Below are 17,732 nucleotides of genomic sequence, written 5' to 3'. Positions count from 1 at the left end.
GAGGTAACCATGGCAAGCGACTCGGCAGGCGCCCAGCGCTCGGCTGAAGAGGCGGCCCACGAGCTCATCATGAACGGCGTCTCTGACGTACTCCTCAACATTGAGCATGCGGTGAGTCGGGCGAAGAAGGTCAGGGCTCAGGCGTCAAAGCACGCCGAAGAGGGCAATGCGAAGCTCGCTCTTGACGACGCAATCGCGTCACTGGAGAAGACTCGGAAACGCTTGATGCAAGACGCGTACTACCGCCAGGAGGCGCTCCGCCTGCTGTAACCTGAGCCCATACTCAGAAATCGATGGATGGGGGCGCTTTGGCGCGCAGTGGCGAGGAAATACGGGCATCACTGGTTAAGTTTGTAACCAGATGGAGCCCTTATGGCGGCAGCGAAAAAGCCGAGGCCCAAACGTTTCTAAATGAACTTTTTGAGTGCTACGGGTCGAACCGTCAGACTGTTGGCGCACTCTTCGAAGACTTTAAATCCAGCGCAGGCTTCATGGATTTGCACTGGCCTGGAACCCTCATCGTCGAGATGAAGAAGCCGGGTATCAAGGTTGAAACGGCGCGCGATCAGATCCAGCGCTACTGGCTAGAGTCATCTGACGATAAGGCCGATATACCGGCTGCCCGCTTCGTCGTCATCTGCAACTTTCACGAGTTTGAAATCTGGGAGCCCGGCCGCTTTCCCACAAAGCCGCGTCTGACCGTTCCACTGAAGGACCTCCCCGACAAGTACGACTCGCTGCTCTTCCTGGCGGACACGACCCTAGATCCTGTGTTTGCCGAACACCATCGAGCGATGACGAAAGAAGCAGCCGCGCACGTTGCCACGCTTTACCTGTCATTAGCAGACCGTAGCGCCGCACCTATTGATGAAATCCAGCGGTTCGTGCTGCAGTCCGTTTGGTGTCTTTTCGCAGAGGATCTCGGCATGCTGGACGGTTATCCGTTGCAGACCATAGTGAAGCGGCTATTGACCAGTGCCCATCCCAAGCCGGCCATGGAAATAGGGTTCCTGTTCCGGGTCCTGAATCAGAAGGGCAACCAGAACCGCACCGGCGAATTGCACGGCACTCGCTACGTCAATGGTTCACTTTTTTCGGATCCAGCCGAAGTTGACCTCACCCTAGATGAACTTCGGATGCTGAACCGAGCCGCAGAGTTCGATTGGCGACAAGTGGACCCCACAATCTTCGGGTCGCTCTTGGAAGGCGTGCTCGGCCCCGAACGCCGGGCGGAACTTGGAGCGCATTACACCCACGAGGCTGACATCATGAAGATCGTCACGCCCACCATTATTCGGCCGTGGCGTCATCGGATCGAGCAGGTCGCTTCTGTGGCGGAGGGCATGGGCCTTCTGGATGAGCTCTGCGCCTTCAAGGTACTGGACCCGAGTTGTGGCTGCGGTAACTTTCTTTACGTTGCCTACCGTGAACTTCGAAGCTTGGAGCAAGAGCTCAAGGAGAGAATCAAGACAACAGCCGCGACCACAGGCGTGCCCGGACCCGTCGGACCGCTCCCCTATTTTCCCTTGAGCAACCTATACGGAATAGACATCGAAGGCATCGCCGTGCTCATTGCTCGCTTGACGCTATGGATGGGCCAGCGCCAAATGATCGACCGCTTCGGTGCGGCTGAAGATCCTTTGCCGCTTGTGGACATGTCCTCTATCCGTCGAGCCGACGCACTTGCTGTCGAGTGGCCTGCAGTGGACACTATCATCGGAAATCCGCCCTTCTATGGATCCCAGCGCCTGCGTAAATCGCTCGGAGACGACTACCTTGATTGGCTTAAGAAAAGGTTCGGCGTGGGTGTAAAGGATCTGTGCGTCTACTGGTTCCGCCGGACTCAGGATCACCTTAGTCCTGGGCAGCGGGCAGGACTTGTTGGTACTAACTCTGTCGCGCAGAACCGAGCGCGTTCCGCCTCGCTGGATTACATTTTGGCGACTGGCGGCGTTATCACAGATGCCGTCTCTAGCCAGAAGTGGCCCGGGGAAGCGAAAGTACATGTCAGCATCGTTAATTGGGTGAAGGAGCCACTTTCAGTGCCCGATGAGTGCATTCTCGATGGAGTCGCGGCGACACACATCACTACGTCCCTGCGAAATGAAGCCCGTGGGCTGTGGGAGCCGAAAACCCTGCCACTGAATAGAAACCGTTGTTTTCAAGGGCCAATACCTGTAGGTGACGGGTTCATCATAGATGAGGACCTTGCCCACCGGATCCTAAGTGACCCGTCGAAGGACTACAGCGAGGTCGTGCGTCCCTACCTCACCGGCGAAGACATTACTGAAAGTCCAGAGCAGCTCCCTTCACGTTGGATTATCGACTTCGGACGTAAGCCCCTTGAGAAGGCGATTCCATACGCTAGGGCGATGGCCGTAGTACGCGAGTACGTAAAGCCAGAACGCGATCTCAACGGGGATAAAGGCTTCAGGCAAAAGTGGTGGTTGTTCGGAAGACCACGTGGCGAGATGCGTTTAGCCTTGGCACCGCTCTCGCGATATATCGCCCTATGCGCACACGGTAAGCGGATGCATCTATCGTGGCAGGATCCTGGCACGGTGCCTAGCAACGCAAACATGGTGTTTGCCTTTGACGACGACTTTTCATTGGGCGTTCTAATGTCCAAGGCTCACGAGTCGTGGGCGTGGAGAAAATCGTCGACTTTCAAAGCCGACCTTCGGTACACGCCGACCACCGTTTTCATGACCTTCCCTTGGCCGGACGCCGGTTCTACAGCTCAGCGTGAGGCCGTCGCTGCCTCGATCCGCGCCGTTATCACCCGTAGACAGGAAATATGCAAAGCGGAAGACTTCGGCCTAACCAAGCTATATAACCTTGTCGATGAAGGCGCCTACCAGGACATAAGGGTGCTCCACAAAGCGCTGGATGAAGCCGTGGCTTCCTGCTACGGTTGGCCTAAATCGATGGCGCAAGATTCCGCAGAAATCGTGAGAAACCTGACCCAGCTCAACCAGGACATCACGGAGGGCAATAGAAGCTACGTTCCGTTTCCGGAACGGAGTGCCGTGGATCCGACGCAAGAGATTGCGAAGCCCGTGGGCTGAGGTCTCAGGAGTTGGACGTGCGTCGGCTCAACCGACAGGGTGAACGCTATCGCCGGGCCGGACGATGACCAGCACTCCCGGTACCTGAAAACTCCGTACACCATCGGTGGTTCGATGATTTAGCCCTTCAGGAAGAAGGACCAGCCCACCGTCAACACGGCACGAGGGCTCCGTCCGTCGGTCGTTGACTCGCATGGACCTCACCCTTGGATGCATCCGGCGTCACTACACAGGAGAACCGGGAAGCCCGCTCGCCGATGTCACCAACGCCTCGAGGAGTTCGTGGACTTCTTCCACTTTCAAGACCTCGTGACGCAGGCTACGACAGGGTCGAGTTCCATACGCTGTTGTACAACTTCGAGCGTTCCGGAACACCGGGAACATCCGCCGAGACCGTCCTGGGTGTCCGACCGTTACGACCTCGACAAGCTCCTCAATGCTTCTCCCCGATGTTCTTGCGTCATCAGGAAACATGCGCAGAAGGAGAGGGGCAGAGATTGAATGTCTGGGCTCAGCCCATCGAAGGCCCCACGAAGCCGTGCTCTCGGGTCCAGTGCGATACTGCGAGGTTCCACCCTCTCCACGTCAGCCTGCCACCCACCACCGGACGTTCATCCTTAGTCCAGTCTAGGTATTCATTCAGGCCGTTGGCGGATACCTTGCGGATAGCCCGGCACATGTGGCGAATCTCGTTGTCGTCATCGTCCCACCCGGGGTGCTCAATCGACTGGTCCTCGTAGAATTCTATCGCTTTGATGACCTGCACCATGAAGTGACCTGGGATAACATCGTGGTCCCAATAGGCGTCGACAAACTCCGCCACTGGGGTCCAGCGAAAAGTTGTATCCGTGCGAGTGTCTTTCGGATGGCAGTGGTTCCAGCTGTTGAGGTTCTGGGCGATGAATCCGCGCCCGGGCCTTGGGTGCCTCGTCCGGGTGCGTGAAGGTCATGAAAGCCGTGACCAGAAGGTCGATATGGTCCTTGCCGACCAGAGTGACGGCGCTGTTCTTCATGGTCTCAGTCCTTCTTGTTGACCTGGAAGGCCTCCAGGTAGCTTCCGTAGATCCGCTCAACCGTTATCCCGCCAGCCAAGTGAAGCGCTGCCTCGTCACTCTGGGCCTCAGACTTCGTGACGATGAAGAGGTGCGAAATTGCATGGTCGATCGCCGCCAGCTTATCTGCCAGAGTTCCAACCCGGCCGTACGGGGACGGAACGGCGGTGCGGCCCGATTCAGAGATCGCGAAGCCGTCCGTCTTAGCGCCGGTAGTTAGTTCGGCGGTTGCGCCCGAGCCTCCCGCCTTGAGCCAGAAAAATGGCAAAGCGACCCGTATCCAGGTAGCCGGCCTGTGGATTGCGGCGTGCAGCCTAGCCCTGGCACCGCTCCGAACAGTGTTCGACGTCCTAGGGGCGATGGGGCGGTGATCGACGATTCTACGGGCCGGGGAAGCTTGTCCCAGGTCAGTCGCGCGCCGGCAGCGGCTTGCTGTGCGCGTACTGGGACCGGCCGCGGCCGAGTACGACCGGACGTTCGGTCTCGGCAAACTGTTCGGCACCGCGCTGTTTCAGGTACCGGTACAGGGTCGCCCTGGACCAGCCGACAGTCTCGGCGACGCGGGTGGCCGTCTTGCCTTGGGAGAGCAGTTGCCGGGCGACCTCGAGCTTGGCTTCGACGGTTTCCTGCTTCACCGGCTTCTGGCCGAACTTCACTCCCCTGGCCTTGGCCGCCATGACGCCGGCCCGGACCCGCTCGTTGATGAGCTCCCGCTCGTATTCCGCCAGGGTCGCGAACAGGCCCAGCTGGAGGCGACCTGACGGCGTGGAGGGATCAATTCCGTCCACCAGCGACCGCAGTCCGATGCCCCGTTCCTGCATCTCAGCGACTGTGTTCAGGACGTCGATCAGGGATCTTCCCAGCCGATCGATCCGATAAACCAGGACGGTATCGTCTCGCCGAGAGTAGCTCAGCAGGGCGCTCAGGCCCGGCCGCTCCTTGGCGGCTTTGGCGCCGGAAAGACGGTCGAAGTAGATCTGCTCCTCCGGCACACCCGCCGCGGTGAGCGCATCAAACTGCATTTGCCCGTGCTGATCGGTGGTGGAAACCCTGACGTACCCCAATAGAAGTCCCATGCGCACATGCTAAAGGGGAGGTGTGTCATTCTGCCTTGAGGCTTCGTGAGATTCACCCAGTGAGACAGACTTGGTGAGACACTCCTGGCAGTTTATTGGCGTCAATCCTGACTGTAGCGACGTTCCTCATCAAACTAGAGTCTGTGAGACGGCCAGGTCGTTGCGGTCGGATAGCATTCGAGCATGACTGAGAATGTGTTTGACCAGGGGACACTCCAATCGATCGGAGAGCTGCTGGCCCTCGGTGAGCAGAAGGGATTCGGGATCACCTTCACCCCCGACGCCGAGGGGTGGTCGGTCGGCTACATGCGGGGAATGGGCGGCGGTGAGCTGGTCAGCGGATTCGATCTCGGCGACACAACAAGGGCGGCTTTGCGCCCATTGCTTGATTTGGCGGAGAGGCACGAAAAGGCACGGCAGGAACGCGACCGGTGACTCAGTAGGCCGACGCTGTCCCGCCCGCTCCGCACTGCCTCGATTGAAGGACTTTTATGGCCACCCTTGATCCCGAGTACATGAGATGCACCTACAGCTGCGAGTACCGCGGGATCCCAGGGACAGACCACGGTCCGGACGACTATCCGATGTTCTGGAAGGTCAGGATGACTGGCCGGGTATGGGACGACGAAGGCGGCGATGGCGAGGACGCCGAAGTGGGGTACGCCGACGTGTATCTTGTTCCAGACGCCGGGCTCATTGACCTTTTCTTCACCTTGGACGCGGTGAACCAGGAGGTGGCGAACGTTGCAGAAATGCTCACCATCAAGAGGCCTGACCTGATCGAGGACATGGAAATTGGCGGAGACCTCATGTACCTGTCCTCGCTGTGGATCGATCCGAAGTTCCGCGGCAACGACCTGGGGCATGCGGCGCTGAAAGCCATCATCGGCACCATCGGCCGGTCCGCTGCCTTGGTCGTCCTCCTCGCAGCGCCAGTGCTGACCGACAACGGTCCAGAAGAGGGTACCCAGGAACACGAAGCCGCCAAGGCAGCATTGCGCCGGTACTGGATGGATTTCGGCTTTGAGGAGGCCGACGGCGACTACGTTGCCTTCAGGGATATGGCCCAGATCCTCGGCTAGACCCCGGCTAAGTCAACTGCTTCGGGCTGGATGACTCAAGGTCAGCGCCGGCCAGCCTTTAAGGAGTAGGTCTTCTCAATGGAACCTGAGCTCTCCTGGCCGCGCACCTGCCAGCCCCACCAGTACGTCCCAACATGCTTTCCCAGCAGCGGCGCGTCCTCCGTGAAGGTTTTGAAGTGGCCCCGTGCCAGGTGACGCCTGCCCGCACTATCGCCGGACTCCCCGACTGCTCCCGCCGACCCACGGGCGCTCCCGTCGATCACGACTTCATGGAAGGCGTCTCCTGTCCGGGTTGGCCCTTTAGCGTTGCGCGAGCCGCGCTCCCGCACGCTCACGTTGCGGCAGTTCATCAATGCCAGGGTGAAGAACACCCTGTTCATCACCTCAACGGCGCGCTCCGCCGGCGGGTCCTGCGCGTCGTAACCGCTCTCGACCATGCTTGGTGCATCCTTCAGAAACGGGTTCCCCGGCCGCAGTTGACTCCGGTACACCATGTACTCCAGCCCGGTCAGGAATCCTCGGTCATCGAGCCGGAACCGGACATCCTGTTCCAGCCGCGTGGAGAGCCCGTCGGCGTCCCGCACGTAGGCTTCAATCCAATATTCATGGTCAGCCCCCGTAAAGGCCTTGGCCATGAAGCTGGTCCGCGTCTTGCTGCGGTGCACCATGGCCCCGATCCGCCGGACGTTCGGACGGGACGGCAAACCCTCGGGGACTTCGGCTTCAACCCAAAGCGCTTCCGCGCCGGGCCTGACAGGACCTGTCTTTTCGATGAAGGACGGATGGTCGATGCCTGCGGGCAGGAATTCCATCATCTCGGACGCGTCCACCATAAGCGGTGTACCGAAATCAGCGGTGTCGAGGTAGATGCTGATCTTGGCCCGATAGATCTTGAAGTGGCGCCGCCATTTTTCCGGCATCCGCTTGGTGTTGAACACCATTTCGTTTTTCTTCATCTCTCCCCCATAACTCCACAGCTCTCTGGCAGTCTACGAGACGGCACAGGGCGGCCGGGCGTTGCTACAACGGATAGCTTTCTGCGGATCTCCGATGGCTGGTTGCGCCCGTCTCTCAGCGGTCCACTTGTCCGATTGCTCCTAGACTGGCGTCATGGACACCAGCACCCAGGACTACGCCCGCCTCCGCGAAGCAGTGACGGCGTGCCTGAACACCCACGACCTCCTCGGGGTCCTGGGCCTCGGGGTGCCGGCGGACGAGTACGACCCCGAGATGGAAGACTTCGTGCGCCTGATAGCAGCGGGCGAGCCCATCACCGCCGAGGCCGTCGCCACCGTGTGGCACAAATGGTTCGGCGACCCGGCCGAGCAGCCCGGACCGCCAACTCTTGGGATGGAAGCCCTGGCCGCCGACCTGCAGTCTGTCGCGCACCTTCCCGGAAACAGCTGAGGTCCATGAAGCTCAGCCCAGCAGGAATTCGCACCAGAGCGGGTAGTGGTCCGAGATCCGCCAGGACACGTCGCTGCGGGTGAGTCCGGGGAAAACGTGCGGGATGAAGTCGAAGGAACCGGCCCGCTGCCCATAGGTCAGGCCCTGCAACAGGGACGTGCCGTCGGCTTTGGAGAACCAGGCGATCTGGTCATAGAAGTTGTTGGTCCTGTCGTTGTCGAAGATGGTCCGCGGAACCTTGTCCAGCTCTGTCGGTGGCCACAGGCCCGTGGCGATGAACGCCTCGTAAAGCGGGTCGCCAATCCGGTCCAGGTTGAAGTCACCGAGGACCATGAGGTTGGCGTTCCAGTCGTTGGGCCGGACCGCCCAGGCCCGCATCCATTGGGCGAACGCGGTGATCTCCGGCAGCCGCTCGGCGGGGCTCTTGCCCCAGAGGACGTGGACGGATGCGAGGGTGAATTCAACCCCGGCCCTCATGAAGCTGGCCGTGTACGGGGTGCGGGCGAACTGACGCGCCGGCTCATCCTCAACCGGCGGCAGCACGATCTCACCGACCAGGCCAGAGGGCTGGACCCGGTCGGTGTCATAGACGTAGGCGAGCCGTTCGCCGTTGCCGGCGGAACCTTCGGTCACGTCCGAAATGATGACCTGCCAGTGCGGGCCGAGGGTGGCCAGCAGATGTTTGAGGGCCTTGGGGTTGCGCCGGGATTCCTGGACGGCGACGACATCGAACCGGGAGATCACCGCCGCCAGGCAGGCGATGGCGTGCCAGTCCCGCTTGGGTGAGTCCTTGGGCCCGGCCACCCATTTGGCGGTCAGGTCCCCGAGGGCCCGGATGTTCCAGGTTCCGATCAGGACGTTGGAGTCCGTTCTGGCAGGGATCGTGGCGTCGAGGGCTGCCCGCAGGCGCGCCAGGTCTTCGGTCACGGCTGCGGGCTGCTGCTCAGTCATGCCTCCATGGAACCAGAAGGGGCGCGGAACTCGGGCGGACACACCGGAGCTAGCACCTGGGCTGTACTAATGGCCTGACCGCGTCGCGCACGTGGTGTGCAGCTGCCGAAGCCGGAGCATACTGGGTTTCATGAGCGACCGCGATGATTTCCTGGTTTGGGTGAAGTCCGCGCTATACGGCGCGGAACTGGCCTTACACAACGGCGACTCGGCACCTCGCCGGGCGCTCTGGTCCCGCAATGAACCCGTGAGCGTCCTGGGCGCCTGGCGCAACGCCTTCAGCCAGCAGGAACTGGACGAGCTATTCACCGGGCTTGCCAAGCAGTTCTCCAACTGCACGTCGTACGAATTCGAGTTGCTGGCTTACGACGTCGTGGGCGACATGGCCTACACCGCCGGACTGGAACACACCTCAACCTCGGTGGACGGCGAGCCCCGCAGCTACGTGCTGCGGGCCACCCAGATGTACAGACGCGAAGACGGCGAATGGAAGGTTGCCCACCGGCACGGCGACACAGTGACCGGTTGACCCAGGAGAGGGGCTGGGCCCGTTGCGGAGCGTGGTTGCAGCATGAGGTGCCAGCGGCGACGGTATTGTTGGGGCGTGAAACGCGCCAACTACCTGCCAGTCATGCTCGGTAAGACGATGGGCGCCTATTACTACGACCGCGTCCCGCAAGACGTCCGGCAGTGGGCAGTCTACGCCGCTGAAGAATCCCTCGAACCTGGCGCCGCATTTGCTGATGAGAGGGAGGTGCGGTCCTTCCTGGACCGAATACTCACCAGCGAGGTCTGGCACAAGAAGTTCCCTTCGATGACCGACATAGAACTCATCATCAAGACGCGCGACGACGGCCACACGGTGACCTTCTCCGCCGCGGCGCCAAGCACCACGGACCCGCTCGGAAGCGCGACCATCTGGATGCACTCCAGCATGATGAACGAGATCGTCCTCCTGCACGAGCTCGCGCACTGCATCCAGCCCCGCTACTTCGGTGACATCGTTACGCCCAAGAGCAGGGACCCGGAGGCTTTTCTGCCTTCCGACGCTTCCGGGCACGGCCACGACTCTTACTTCCAGGCCTGCTTCGTCTGGCTTTGCGAACAGTTCGGCACCACGGACACCCATGGCCAGCTCCGCGAAGCTTACGAGCATTACGGTCATCCTGCGGCATCTGAAGATTCTCTGTGGGAGATGCAGGAGCGCAATCTGTACTGGACGCCATTGGAGGTGCAGCGCGCCGCGGCAATTTTGTCCCGGCTGGAGCAGAACCGGGCGGAGTTCGCCGCGGCCTACCCGCAGCATGCCGAAAAGGCGGCGCAGCGGAAGGAGGCTATGGGCGAGCAAAGGCCTCCGGGAACACGTTTCGGCGGCCTCTTCTGGGACCTGCGGGATTTCTGCCACCGGGTGCCGAAGAAGCGTGTTGCTGAGATCATTTCCCGCGTCGCTCCCTGCAAGACCTCAGACCTGACGCGACTGGAGCGCCTTGTGCACCCGCCGGAAACGGAGAAGGACGCGCGCCTGGCCGTGTACTACGCCGTTGCCTTGGGTGCTGATCCGATATGGGCGCGGACAGCGTTCGGAGTTACGCGCTTCAATCCAAAAGTCCCCATGAATGAGCTGATCAAGATCAACCGTCCCTGGGTCATGCTCGTGCGGCGGCTGAATCGGATGCTTCAGCAGCGCCCGCCCTATTGGCAAGGAGCAGGCCCGCGCTAGCAAGGCACCGTTCATGGCCATTGGTTGAGTCGGGCACGTAATATCAGCCCCGCGTGGCGGAGTCACTTGCACGTCACCTGGTCCCTGCCGTTTGATCACTGCATGGCAAGCGAATGGGTTTACGACCTGCGGGGCAAGGAAATCGTCTTCACTGGGAAGTTTGAAGGCTTCAACGAGGTGGAACTGACCAAGATCGCTGAGGGATTGGGGGCCAGCCGGGTGAAGGACTGGATCAATAAGTCCAGCACTGACTTACTGGTTAGGGGCTGGAGCCCGCACTGGAAGTATGGCCGGTACGGGAGCAAGGAAAAGCCGGTCGCCGAGATGCAAAGGGCCGGCCACCATATCCAGATCATCGACACAGAGGGCTTCTTCGACCTCAGGTCCCATTACCCCGCCCCGACCCTGAAGCCGAACGTGCCAGATGCCCCGGCGAGGGCGAACGCCACGGAAGGCGGACTGGCTGGCGCCCCGTACCGGGCGGGAAGCTTTGCCCGCCCCTCCAGGGTGACGGCGAGCACTACCGCGATCCGGACATTATGGAGCGCGGACTCAAGGCTCATTCCCACACACAGGATGCCCTGGCAGAGTTGCTGGGCCTGCACGGGCTGACACCGCTGTCCCCGTTCGCCAAGCACTGCAACTACGACCTGGCGTGGCACTTCGATGACGGCGCCGTCGGTATCGCCGAGGTGAAAAGCAATACCGGGGAGAACGAAGCCTTCCAAATCAGGCATGGCCTGGGACAGGTGCTGGACTACGGCCACCGGATGAAGGGCCGCGGCTTCCGTCCGAAGCTCTTTCTCGTCCTCGAGCGGAAACCCCAGGAGGCAGCCCGTTGGAAACCACTCTGCGCTGAAAACGATGTGGCCCTGACGTGGGGTCCCTTCTTCCCCGGAATCACGTGAGCTTGAGTCGGACAGTGCCTCGGAATCTTGGGGAGCCGCCTGCGAACGCACGGCGACGAGGGCGGCCGTATGGCGCTTGGTCAGCCTGTGGTCGCGCCAAGGTGTGCATTCTTTTGGAAACGGCGGTTACTCGAAGAGCTCGATGCGCGGTGCGCCCTGAACGCCTCCGCGATGGAGGGCTTCCTTTAGATCGTCTCGGGCGATAAACGCTCTGGCGGTGTCCACATTGTCGAAATGATGGATGACGAGGACATTATTCGGATCATCGGCCATCCGGTGCACCGACTCCTGGGTCACCCCACCCTCTTTCTGCATGTCGGCGACGGAATCGTAAACTTTGCGCCAGGCGTCGTAGTCGGCGACACGGTGAAGGATGGTTGCGACTGCCATGATGGTTCTCCTTGAAAGCGTGCCGCGATACTCCTTCGGACCAGCGGTCAGGGTGTTGGAACGTTGGTGACGCTGATGTACGTCGGCGGGTGCGGACTTATCCATGGCGGCCCGGGATTGGTCCGCCCAATGGCTGTGTTACTCCCGCCCGGGCAGGGTGTCAACGGGCTGAGTCAATACCATCCATCTTCAACTGCGTCTGCCGTCATCAGCGAGCCGGAAAGCGCCAGCCGGACTGCTCTAGCCGCTCACAGTGAAGAAGCTCTTCGGGTCGTCGGCGCCCAAGAGGTTTTGGTGGAAGACGATGGCGTCTACGGGCCGGGTGTCGACGAACAGGACAGCCACCGTCCGGGAGTGCACCACGGTGTACCGGGTGAGGTCTTCCACCCAGGAATGGATCCCGGTGTACTCCTCGACGAACAGCCCGTCACCGAGCAGGCCCCGCTCCGTGAGCAGGTCGTAGACAACATTCCAGGCGAGATCCATCAGTTCATGGATCGCCGCCTCAACAGTTGGAGCCGTCATAGCTCCATGGTGCTCCCGGGCACTGACAGTCTTGTGGAGCCAGCGGGCGTGTCTTCGAGATGGGACGGAGAGTTCAATCCCAGGTAGCGGTCAACGAATAGTCGGCGGTATTTACTGGAGCTGTGGCCGCGGCAGGGCCACCTGGTCAACGACCCGTCAACGAAAGCTTCCGCTCCCAGCGGGGTGTCTTTCCGGTGAGCTTCTTGGAGGTCAGGTGCCAGCTGTGGCAGTGCTGGCAGGGGTAGGCGCGGACCGGCTGCTTGCCGGGCTTTCCCACTGGAGCAAATCGCTTCCAGGGCACGCAGGGCCAGGTGCTGGGTGGGGTACGGGTTTTTCTAACAGGCCATCGCGGGGTCCTTCGTTCGGTTGACCGAACGGTTCACACCCGCCTACAGTCGCCATCTTCATAGCGGTCTTGCTGGACTGATCATGCCATATGCTGCAGAGCGTTTGCAGGAGCTACTCGGGCTCAGATTCTCCCTCATCCTTGAGCTCGCCGGTGGCGATGCGTTCTGCCGTTTGCCGGTAAGCCTCAGCGATGAAGTCTTCGATGTCGTTGGCCCCGATGCGCCACAGGCCCCGGCCGCCGACCTGGATTCCGCGAAGCTCCCCTGTCCTGAGCAGGGCCCGGATCTGGTTATGGTTCACATTGAGCTCTCCGGCCGCCTGCGCAATGGTCAGGAAACGCAGCTTCTTGGGTTCGTCGGTCACCGGATCATCCTATGTGTTTGGGTTGGGCGCCCCGTGGCCTCAGATTTAGAAACTCAATGACCAAAAGGGAGTTGATACTGGTGAGGCCAACCCCGTCCCGGTCGGGTCTTGAGTATTACAGTGGATGCATGGCTGCCAGCCGCAATCCGCTCGACGACCTGCGCGAAACCATCGGCCATCTGACCGATCAGCTCAGGCTGCACGGTTCAGAGCGCGTCGACGACCTGGTCGGCGATCTCATCGGTTCGAGGCCCGGGCCGGCCCGGCCGCTTTCCGAGGTGCAGGCCGAGCTCGACGCGCTGGTCGGGCTGGAGACCGTGAAGGAACAGGTGCGGGCCCTCGTCGCACTGCTCCAGGTCCAGGCCCGCCGTAAGACGCACGGCCTGCCGGAAGTGGCCACATCACAGCATCTGGTGTTCCTCGGAAACCCGGGCACAGGCAAGACCACCGTGGCGCGGCTCCTGGCCGAGATGTACCGCGCGGTCGGACTGCTGCAGAAAGGCCACCTGGTCGAGGTCGACCGTTCGGGCCTGGTGGGGCAGTACGTCGGCTCGACCGCCATCAAGACGGACCGGGTGATCCGGCGTGCTCTGGACGGCGTCCTGTTCATCGACGAGGCCTACGCGCTGGCCCCGGAGGACGGCCGCATGGACTTCGGCCCCGAGTCGATCGAAATCCTGCTCAAGCGGATGGAGGACCACCGCCACCGCCTGGTCGTGATCGTGGCCGGGTACCCGCGGCTGATGGAGTCCTTCTTGCTCTCGAACCCCGGACTGCGCTCCCGGTTCGCCCGCGAGATCACGTTCCCCGACTACTCCGTCGACGCACTCCAGACGATCTTCCACCAGATGCTGGCCCAGCACGAGTACACGCTGGAGCCGAGTGCCGAACAGATGCTGCGCCGCATCCTCACCGGGCTCCACGCGGGCGAGGACTCCGGCAACGCACGGTTCGCCCGCACGCTGTTCGAGCAGTCGATCAACCGCCAGGCGCTGCGGCTGTCGCTCGACGAGGAACAAAGTCTCGACGCGCTCGATCGTGAAGCCGTCATGACACTCACCGCGGACGACATCGTCGAGGCCGCGCTGGCCTTGGGCGAGGAGCCGGAGCCGGAACCGACGCCGGAACCGGAGCGGTCACGCTGGTGGCGCTGGCTGGTCTGACCGGATCTGCGGCGGCTGTCAGGCGAATGCCCGTCCCGCCCCCGAGCGGGAAAAGCACAACTATCCCACTGTGGTGCAACCGGAGGACGGATTTCTAGCCTCTTTACCGGCGACCACGCACCCGGATCACTTCGGCGACCCCGGCGAGGGACAGCGGGAACGCGACGACGGCGGCCAGGTGGCGCAGCAAGTTGTAGGGGTCCTCCAGTGCCGCCCAGCCGACGAGAAGCCCTGGCAGTCCAACGCAGACGGTCACCCAGACTGGGTTGCCACGAAGGTGTGACCACGCGGCGGCCGCGAGGGATAGCCCGCAGCCGGCGAAAATATAGCGACTACCGATCCAGGTCTCTTCCTGATCGGCCGGATTCGGCAGCCAGATATGCCAGTCAGCGCGCCCGATCCCGTAGCCGATCAGGACCATCGAGGCGAGGACGAGCAGTACCCACGCGATGGTTCCAGCCCACCGACGGCTTGCTTCAGACATGGCCTTCACCTCTGTGGGCTTAGAGCGGCCCGTAGCCGGCAGTTTCGATGGAAGGTGCCGCTGAACTAGAGCCTAAGTGTGATTCCCTCGGTGGTGCAGGCGCCGGCATTGGCGAAGACGGCGTCGCGGACCATGTCCTTGTATTCCTGTCTGGGTTCCTTGTCCGTTGGGGTGTGTTCCAGGGCGAGGACGCTCAGGGAGGCGAACAGTGCCCGGATGTTCTTCCCCGACAAGCCGTCCTTTGCGGATTGGGAGGCGAAGTAGATGTCCTCATACGCGTTGACGTCACCGTCGATGGCTTTGTAGTCGGCGTAGATGGCATTGAACTGCTCACAGGCTGTCGCGATGGCGGTGCCGGAATCGGTGGCAAGAGCCGCGTCGGTGGGCGCAAACTCCCGTGGCCCGTCTGTCCCGGCTGTGTCAGTCGGCAAAGAGTCGGTGCCGATGGGGGCAGTTGGTGGGGCGCATGCGGCCAGGCTGAGCCCAAGCCCGATAATGGTCGCCGCAGTGAGGATCCGCTTCACGTTCTTGCTCCTGGAGATGTTCGCTTCGGCCCGCAGATACAGGCCTTCTACCTGAATCCATGCGTAGGTCCCGAGCAGACTTAGGTGACATCGGAATGGCCAAAAATCAGATGCTAGGCCAGCCCTGCTGAAAACAGAAGACCCTGCACGGTAATGGTGCAGGGTCTTCTTTGGAGCATCGCGGCTCAGGTGATGGCGGGCCTATTATTCGGTGAGGTCCACCACGGCTGACTGCGCGTTGTTCTTCACGGATTCGATGCCCTTCTGGGCGGCTGCCTTGGTTTTGTAGGACTCCCCGGTGGCAATGACTTCACCGTTGCCGGCCTTGAGTCGGAACCGGAATCCCCCCGAACTGTCCTTGTAGATCTCGAATTTCCCTGCCACGGATCCTCCTCTAAGTTCGCCGTCACCCTCGACGGCCCAGACAGACACCAACGAGGCCATCCTAGGAGCACAGCGCCCACTGTGTCAGCGGGCGCGCTGCAGCCGGTTCACGGCGGACGTCCTGGACTCGAACGGACGGGGACGCCCGGTGTGGTCTAGCGGTATTCGTGGCGGACGGCGGCCCGGACCCGTGCGGAACGGGAGCCGATCCGGTTGGTTTGTCCTGTCCGGTGGACGCGGGCCTTCTGGTCTGCATGCGTGCCGGCCGCCCCGGAGGCAGCGAACTGGACCCGGCGGCTGACAAGCTCGACGGGCTGGGCAAAGCCGTGGCGGGTTTTCTTGCTGGCAGGCATGGCGGTCCTTTCGGGAATCTGGACGAAGCGTAACCGCTTCCGAGCCAATGTGTGCGGCAGCTCCCGTAAAGCTGCCGTGAAGACAGGCAGAAACTCTCGCAAAGTGAGCATTGCTGGGGCAGTCCGCCGTTAGTGTGCAGGAGCGGGCAGGGCGCCCTCTATCGTGGAATCGCCAAGGGGGGAACTTGCGCCAGGAACAGGTAAACCGATGACCGGCTCCAAGCGCAAGGCACCGAACGACGAATGGGTGCTCATGTACCGGAAGGGCCTCCCGTCGGAGAAGATCGCTGCCGTGACCGGTGCGCCCTCGAGTACTGTCCGCTACCACCTTGGCGTCGCCTCCCGGACTGACCCGGGCCTCCGGGCGGAGCATAAGGCCGCGCTGGGTGCCGTCAGCCAGGGGACACCGCGGGGGCTGCAGAACATGGCCGACGCCGTCGCCTTCCACGAGCGCGAAGGCCGGCTCCCGACCACCGGTGAGAAGACCGCGCGTGAACGGGCACTCGGCGGCTGGCTCCTTTCCCGGCGGAATGCGGCAGCAGCCGGCACCCTCTCCCCCGCTTACCGCGAAGGCCTGGCCGTCATCCCCGGCTGGGACACCCAGCCGACCCGGACCGAGGAAAATGCAGCCCGATGGGAGCAGCGCCTGACCGAACTGGTGGCGTACCGGCGGGCCGGCAACGACTGGCCACTCCACAAAAAAGCCTCGACCGAAGAGGAACGGGTCCTGGGAGTCTGGCTGCACGGGCAGCGGATCAAATACCGCCAGGAAATCCTGACCGAGGAACGCGAGGCCACGCTTAACGCCCGGCTTCCCGGCTGGCGTGAAGGCAGGGCCAGAAGCGGAGGCCGGAGGACCGGCGTTTCCAAGGACTGATAGAGCGTACGTACCACCATGAAACTTGCGGCCCTGGGTAGCACAGGGGTTTGTTGCAGTGTTGGCCAACCCAAGAGTGGCTCGCCGTGGTGTGTTCTGTCTATCCCTCATATTCGTGGCGTTACCGCTACGAATATGCAATGCCCGCTTGATCGGTGGCACACCATCCAGATCCGCTGGGAGTGCTTAGGGCAGCACATCGCCTAGCTCACCTGCCTGAGACCTAGGACAACTTGGCACTGGACTCCGTATGCTGGGCGGATGTCATCCTCTCCCCTCGCAATATTCGGTGACTGGCATGGCGCCTCTGGCTGGGCGCTTACTTCCATCAGGTCAGCAGCTCGGGCAGATGTTCGCACCGCCATTCACGTTGGAGACTTTGGGCTTGATTGGCCAGGCGCCAAGCGCGGACGCTACGAGACCAAGCTGAACAAATACCTGATGGATCTAGGCATCACTCTTGTCGTCTCCGGGGGTAACCACGACAACTGGGACACTTTGCAGAGGCTCCCCGTCGAGGACGACGGCTTGGCAACGATCCGCTCCAATATCCGGGTCCTGCCGCGAGGCGGTCGAACCATGATTGAGGGCCTTGCCGTCGGCGGGTTGGGCGGCGCGTTCAGCGTCGACTACGAGCACAGGACGGTGGGAAAGGACTGGTGGCCTGATGAAGAACCCACTCGCGAGGAAGCCGCCGCGCTCATCGCAGCCGGTCCCCTAGACATCCTGATTACCCACGACGCGCCTGCAGGCGTCCCGCTGACGGGGGACTTCCAACTCAGCACAGAACTGACCGAGAAAGCGAACAAAACCCGGGACCTCCTGGGAGAGGTCGTTGATTCATTGGCCGTTCCCCATGTCTTCTGCGGCCACTGGCATCAGCGCCGCATACACGAGCTGAGCCATTCGAATGGAACGGTCACGAGAGTAGACGTGCTAAATATGGAAAACTCCCGTCACGGGAACGGTGTCCTCGTGTGGCCTGGCCAAGCTCCTCTGCGGATTGACCCGTTTGAAATCAGGAACACTTAGGGATCCGCTTCCTCGCTTTTTCTAA

The 17,732-nt window shown here is 61.8% G+C and carries 25 protein-coding genes; 13 read left to right on the top strand and 12 right to left on the bottom strand.

The features are described 5' to 3' along the window. Positions 1–9: 9 nt before the first annotated feature. The 3 genes from ACX80X_RS11360 to ACX80X_RS11350 all read left to right on the top strand — a co-directional run bounded on the left by ACX80X_RS11360 (position 10) and on the right by ACX80X_RS11350 (position 3,381). A complete protein-coding gene (locus ACX80X_RS11360; RefSeq protein ID WP_459312118.1) occupies positions 10–270 on the top strand; it encodes a hypothetical protein in 261 nt (86 codons plus the stop codon). Positions 271–293: 23 nt separating this feature from the next. Continuing rightward, entirely contained in the window at positions 294–3,068 is a 2,775-nt protein-coding gene (locus tag ACX80X_RS11355; protein ID WP_459312116.1) for a class I SAM-dependent DNA methyltransferase, read from the top strand. 193 nt (positions 3,069–3,261) lie between these two features. After that, positions 3,262–3,381, top strand: coding sequence for a DUF6994 family protein (locus tag ACX80X_RS11350; RefSeq protein WP_459312114.1), 120 nt, complete (start codon positions 3,262–3,264; stop codon positions 3,379–3,381). Positions 3,382–3,579: 198 nt separating this feature from the next. On the opposite strand, the gene ACX80X_RS11345 is transcribed toward ACX80X_RS11350, so the two are convergent. From ACX80X_RS11345 to ACX80X_RS11335, 3 genes are all read right to left on the bottom strand, one after another. Next, positions 3,580–3,891, bottom strand: coding sequence for a hypothetical protein (locus tag ACX80X_RS11345; RefSeq protein ID WP_459312112.1), 312 nt, complete (start codon positions 3,889–3,891; stop codon positions 3,580–3,582). Positions 3,892–4,085: 194 nt separating this feature from the next. After that, positions 4,086–4,388 (bottom strand): hypothetical protein, encoded by a 303-nt coding sequence (locus tag ACX80X_RS11340; protein WP_459312110.1) that lies wholly within the window; start codon positions 4,386–4,388, stop codon positions 4,086–4,088. Between the two features lie 139 nt (positions 4,389–4,527). Continuing rightward, positions 4,528–5,196, bottom strand: coding sequence for a recombinase family protein (locus ACX80X_RS11335; protein ID WP_459312108.1), 669 nt, complete (start codon positions 5,194–5,196; stop codon positions 4,528–4,530). Positions 5,197–5,379: 183 nt separating this feature from the next. Here ACX80X_RS11335 and ACX80X_RS11330 point away from each other — a divergent pair, with 183 nt between their 5' ends. Both ACX80X_RS11330 and ACX80X_RS11325 read left to right on the top strand, forming a co-directional pair. Further along, complete coding sequence (locus ACX80X_RS11330) at positions 5,380–5,631, top strand: hypothetical protein (RefSeq protein WP_459312106.1); 252 nt, start codon at positions 5,380–5,382, stop codon at positions 5,629–5,631. 56 nt (positions 5,632–5,687) lie between these two features. After that, the gene (locus ACX80X_RS11325; protein WP_459312104.1) at positions 5,688–6,278 is read left to right on the top strand and encodes a hypothetical protein; all 591 of its coding nucleotides are present in this window, start codon (positions 5,688–5,690) and stop codon (positions 6,276–6,278) included. Positions 6,279–6,319: 41 nt separating this feature from the next. Here ACX80X_RS11325 and ACX80X_RS11320 read toward each other — a convergent pair whose 3' ends face one another. After that, positions 6,320–7,234: a hypothetical protein gene (locus ACX80X_RS11320; protein ID WP_459312102.1), complete on the bottom strand. Its 915-nt coding sequence runs from the start codon at positions 7,232–7,234 to the stop codon at positions 6,320–6,322. A 154-nt stretch (positions 7,235–7,388) separates the two neighbouring features. Between ACX80X_RS11320 and ACX80X_RS11315 the strand changes: the two genes are divergently transcribed. Further along, on the top strand, positions 7,389–7,685 hold the full coding sequence (locus ACX80X_RS11315) for a hypothetical protein (protein ID WP_459312100.1): 297 nt from the start codon (positions 7,389–7,391) through the stop codon (positions 7,683–7,685). 12 nt (positions 7,686–7,697) lie between these two features. Here the strand turns inward: ACX80X_RS11315 and ACX80X_RS11310 are convergent, their stop codons facing one another. Then, the gene (locus ACX80X_RS11310; RefSeq protein WP_459312098.1) at positions 7,698–8,636 is read right to left on the bottom strand and encodes an endonuclease/exonuclease/phosphatase family protein; all 939 of its coding nucleotides are present in this window, start codon (positions 8,634–8,636) and stop codon (positions 7,698–7,700) included. A gap of 130 nt (positions 8,637–8,766) precedes the next feature. Here ACX80X_RS11310 and ACX80X_RS11305 point away from each other — a divergent pair, with 130 nt between their 5' ends. The 4 genes from ACX80X_RS11305 to ACX80X_RS11290 all read left to right on the top strand — a co-directional run bounded on the left by ACX80X_RS11305 (position 8,767) and on the right by ACX80X_RS11290 (position 11,264). Further along, on the top strand, positions 8,767–9,165 hold the full coding sequence (locus tag ACX80X_RS11305; protein WP_459312096.1) for a nuclear transport factor 2 family protein: 399 nt from the start codon (positions 8,767–8,769) through the stop codon (positions 9,163–9,165). A 75-nt stretch (positions 9,166–9,240) separates the two neighbouring features. Beyond that, on the top strand, positions 9,241–10,356 hold the full coding sequence (locus ACX80X_RS11300; protein ID WP_459312094.1) for a hypothetical protein: 1,116 nt from the start codon (positions 9,241–9,243) through the stop codon (positions 10,354–10,356). Between the two features lie 102 nt (positions 10,357–10,458). After that, on the top strand, positions 10,459–10,968 hold the full coding sequence (locus ACX80X_RS11295; protein WP_459312092.1) for a BRCT domain-containing protein: 510 nt from the start codon (positions 10,459–10,461) through the stop codon (positions 10,966–10,968). Beyond that, positions 10,947–11,264: a hypothetical protein gene (locus ACX80X_RS11290; RefSeq protein WP_459312090.1), complete on the top strand. Its 318-nt coding sequence runs from the start codon at positions 10,947–10,949 to the stop codon at positions 11,262–11,264. Before ACX80X_RS11295 ends, ACX80X_RS11290 begins: the two co-directional genes overlap by 22 nt. Before the next feature lie 126 nt (positions 11,265–11,390). Here ACX80X_RS11290 and ACX80X_RS11285 read toward each other — a convergent pair whose 3' ends face one another. From ACX80X_RS11285 to ACX80X_RS11275, 3 genes are all read right to left on the bottom strand, one after another. After that, positions 11,391–11,654: a hypothetical protein gene (locus ACX80X_RS11285; protein ID WP_459312088.1), complete on the bottom strand. Its 264-nt coding sequence runs from the start codon at positions 11,652–11,654 to the stop codon at positions 11,391–11,393. A gap of 240 nt (positions 11,655–11,894) precedes the next feature. Further along, positions 11,895–12,179 (bottom strand): hypothetical protein, encoded by a 285-nt coding sequence (locus ACX80X_RS11280; RefSeq protein WP_459312086.1) that lies wholly within the window; start codon positions 12,177–12,179, stop codon positions 11,895–11,897. Between the two features lie 459 nt (positions 12,180–12,638). Then, complete coding sequence (locus ACX80X_RS11275) at positions 12,639–12,890, bottom strand: helix-turn-helix domain-containing protein (RefSeq protein ID WP_459312084.1); 252 nt, start codon at positions 12,888–12,890, stop codon at positions 12,639–12,641. A gap of 128 nt (positions 12,891–13,018) precedes the next feature. On the opposite strand from ACX80X_RS11275, the gene ACX80X_RS11270 reads away from it, so the two are divergent. After that, positions 13,019–14,053: an AAA family ATPase gene (locus ACX80X_RS11270; RefSeq protein ID WP_459312082.1), complete on the top strand. Its 1,035-nt coding sequence runs from the start codon at positions 13,019–13,021 to the stop codon at positions 14,051–14,053. 103 nt (positions 14,054–14,156) lie between these two features. Here ACX80X_RS11270 and ACX80X_RS11265 read toward each other — a convergent pair whose 3' ends face one another. From ACX80X_RS11265 to ACX80X_RS11250, 4 genes are all read right to left on the bottom strand, one after another. Further along, positions 14,157–14,537 carry a hypothetical protein gene (locus tag ACX80X_RS11265; RefSeq protein ID WP_459312080.1) on the bottom strand — a complete coding sequence of 127 codons (381 nt, stop codon included), beginning with the start codon at positions 14,535–14,537 and terminating at the stop codon, positions 14,157–14,159. Between the two features lie 65 nt (positions 14,538–14,602). Then, positions 14,603–15,061, bottom strand: coding sequence for a hypothetical protein (locus tag ACX80X_RS11260; protein ID WP_459312078.1), 459 nt, complete (start codon positions 15,059–15,061; stop codon positions 14,603–14,605). Positions 15,062–15,265: 204 nt separating this feature from the next. After that, a complete protein-coding gene (locus ACX80X_RS11255; protein WP_459312076.1) occupies positions 15,266–15,493 on the bottom strand; it encodes a YegP family protein in 228 nt (75 codons plus the stop codon). A gap of 107 nt (positions 15,494–15,600) precedes the next feature. Next, positions 15,601–15,798 carry a hypothetical protein gene (locus ACX80X_RS11250; RefSeq protein WP_459312074.1) on the bottom strand — a complete coding sequence of 66 codons (198 nt, stop codon included), beginning with the start codon at positions 15,796–15,798 and terminating at the stop codon, positions 15,601–15,603. Positions 15,799–16,006: 208 nt separating this feature from the next. Here ACX80X_RS11250 and ACX80X_RS11245 point away from each other — a divergent pair, with 208 nt between their 5' ends. Both ACX80X_RS11245 and ACX80X_RS11240 read left to right on the top strand, forming a co-directional pair. Then, positions 16,007–16,675 carry a helicase associated domain-containing protein gene (locus ACX80X_RS11245; RefSeq protein WP_459312072.1) on the top strand — a complete coding sequence of 223 codons (669 nt, stop codon included), beginning with the start codon at positions 16,007–16,009 and terminating at the stop codon, positions 16,673–16,675. A gap of 261 nt (positions 16,676–16,936) precedes the next feature. Beyond that, on the top strand, positions 16,937–17,707 hold the full coding sequence (locus ACX80X_RS11240) for a metallophosphoesterase (protein WP_459312070.1): 771 nt from the start codon (positions 16,937–16,939) through the stop codon (positions 17,705–17,707). Positions 17,708–17,732: the final 25 nt, after the last annotated feature.

The organism is Pseudarthrobacter sp. MDT3-1 (genome assembly GCF_054510755.1).
Note: the sequence above shows the minus strand (reverse complement) of the source record. Positions and strands in the feature narration are given on the sequence as shown.

Excerpts from the sequence above, each read along its gene's own strand:
- ACX80X_RS11245 (WP_459312072.1), top strand. The coding sequence starts at position 16,007 with ATGACCGGCTCCAAGCGCAAGGCACCGAACGACGAATGGGTGCTCATG.
- ACX80X_RS11315 (WP_459312100.1), top strand. The coding sequence starts at position 7,389 with ATGGACACCAGCACCCAGGACTACGCCCGCCTCCGCGAAGCAGTGACG.
- ACX80X_RS11330 (WP_459312106.1), top strand. The coding sequence starts at position 5,380 with ATGACTGAGAATGTGTTTGACCAGGGGACACTCCAATCGATCGGAGAG.
- ACX80X_RS11325 (WP_459312104.1), top strand. The coding sequence starts at position 5,688 with ATGGCCACCCTTGATCCCGAGTACATGAGATGCACCTACAGCTGCGAG.
- ACX80X_RS11350 (WP_459312114.1), top strand. The coding sequence starts at position 3,262 with ATGGACCTCACCCTTGGATGCATCCGGCGTCACTACACAGGAGAACCG.
- ACX80X_RS11320 (WP_459312102.1), bottom strand. The coding sequence starts at position 7,234 with ATGAAGAAAAACGAAATGGTGTTCAACACCAAGCGGATGCCGGAAAAA.
- ACX80X_RS11310 (WP_459312098.1), bottom strand. The coding sequence starts at position 8,636 with ATGACTGAGCAGCAGCCCGCAGCCGTGACCGAAGACCTGGCGCGCCTG.
- ACX80X_RS11240 (WP_459312070.1), top strand. The coding sequence starts at position 16,937 with ATGTCATCCTCTCCCCTCGCAATATTCGGTGACTGGCATGGCGCCTCT.
- ACX80X_RS11250 (WP_459312074.1), bottom strand. The coding sequence starts at position 15,798 with ATGCCTGCCAGCAAGAAAACCCGCCACGGCTTTGCCCAGCCCGTCGAG.
- ACX80X_RS11305 (WP_459312096.1), top strand. The coding sequence starts at position 8,767 with ATGAGCGACCGCGATGATTTCCTGGTTTGGGTGAAGTCCGCGCTATAC.
- ACX80X_RS11335 (WP_459312108.1), bottom strand. The coding sequence starts at position 5,196 with ATGGGACTTCTATTGGGGTACGTCAGGGTTTCCACCACCGATCAGCAC.
- ACX80X_RS11360 (WP_459312118.1), top strand. The coding sequence starts at position 10 with ATGGCAAGCGACTCGGCAGGCGCCCAGCGCTCGGCTGAAGAGGCGGCC.
- ACX80X_RS11355 (WP_459312116.1), top strand. The coding sequence starts at position 294 with ATGGATGGGGGCGCTTTGGCGCGCAGTGGCGAGGAAATACGGGCATCA.
- ACX80X_RS11280 (WP_459312086.1), bottom strand. The coding sequence starts at position 12,179 with ATGACGGCTCCAACTGTTGAGGCGGCGATCCATGAACTGATGGATCTC.
- ACX80X_RS11285 (WP_459312088.1), bottom strand. The coding sequence starts at position 11,654 with ATGGCAGTCGCAACCATCCTTCACCGTGTCGCCGACTACGACGCCTGG.
- ACX80X_RS11270 (WP_459312082.1), top strand. The coding sequence starts at position 13,019 with ATGGCTGCCAGCCGCAATCCGCTCGACGACCTGCGCGAAACCATCGGC.
- ACX80X_RS11295 (WP_459312092.1), top strand. The coding sequence starts at position 10,459 with ATGGCAAGCGAATGGGTTTACGACCTGCGGGGCAAGGAAATCGTCTTC.
- ACX80X_RS11265 (WP_459312080.1), bottom strand. The coding sequence starts at position 14,537 with ATGTCTGAAGCAAGCCGTCGGTGGGCTGGAACCATCGCGTGGGTACTG.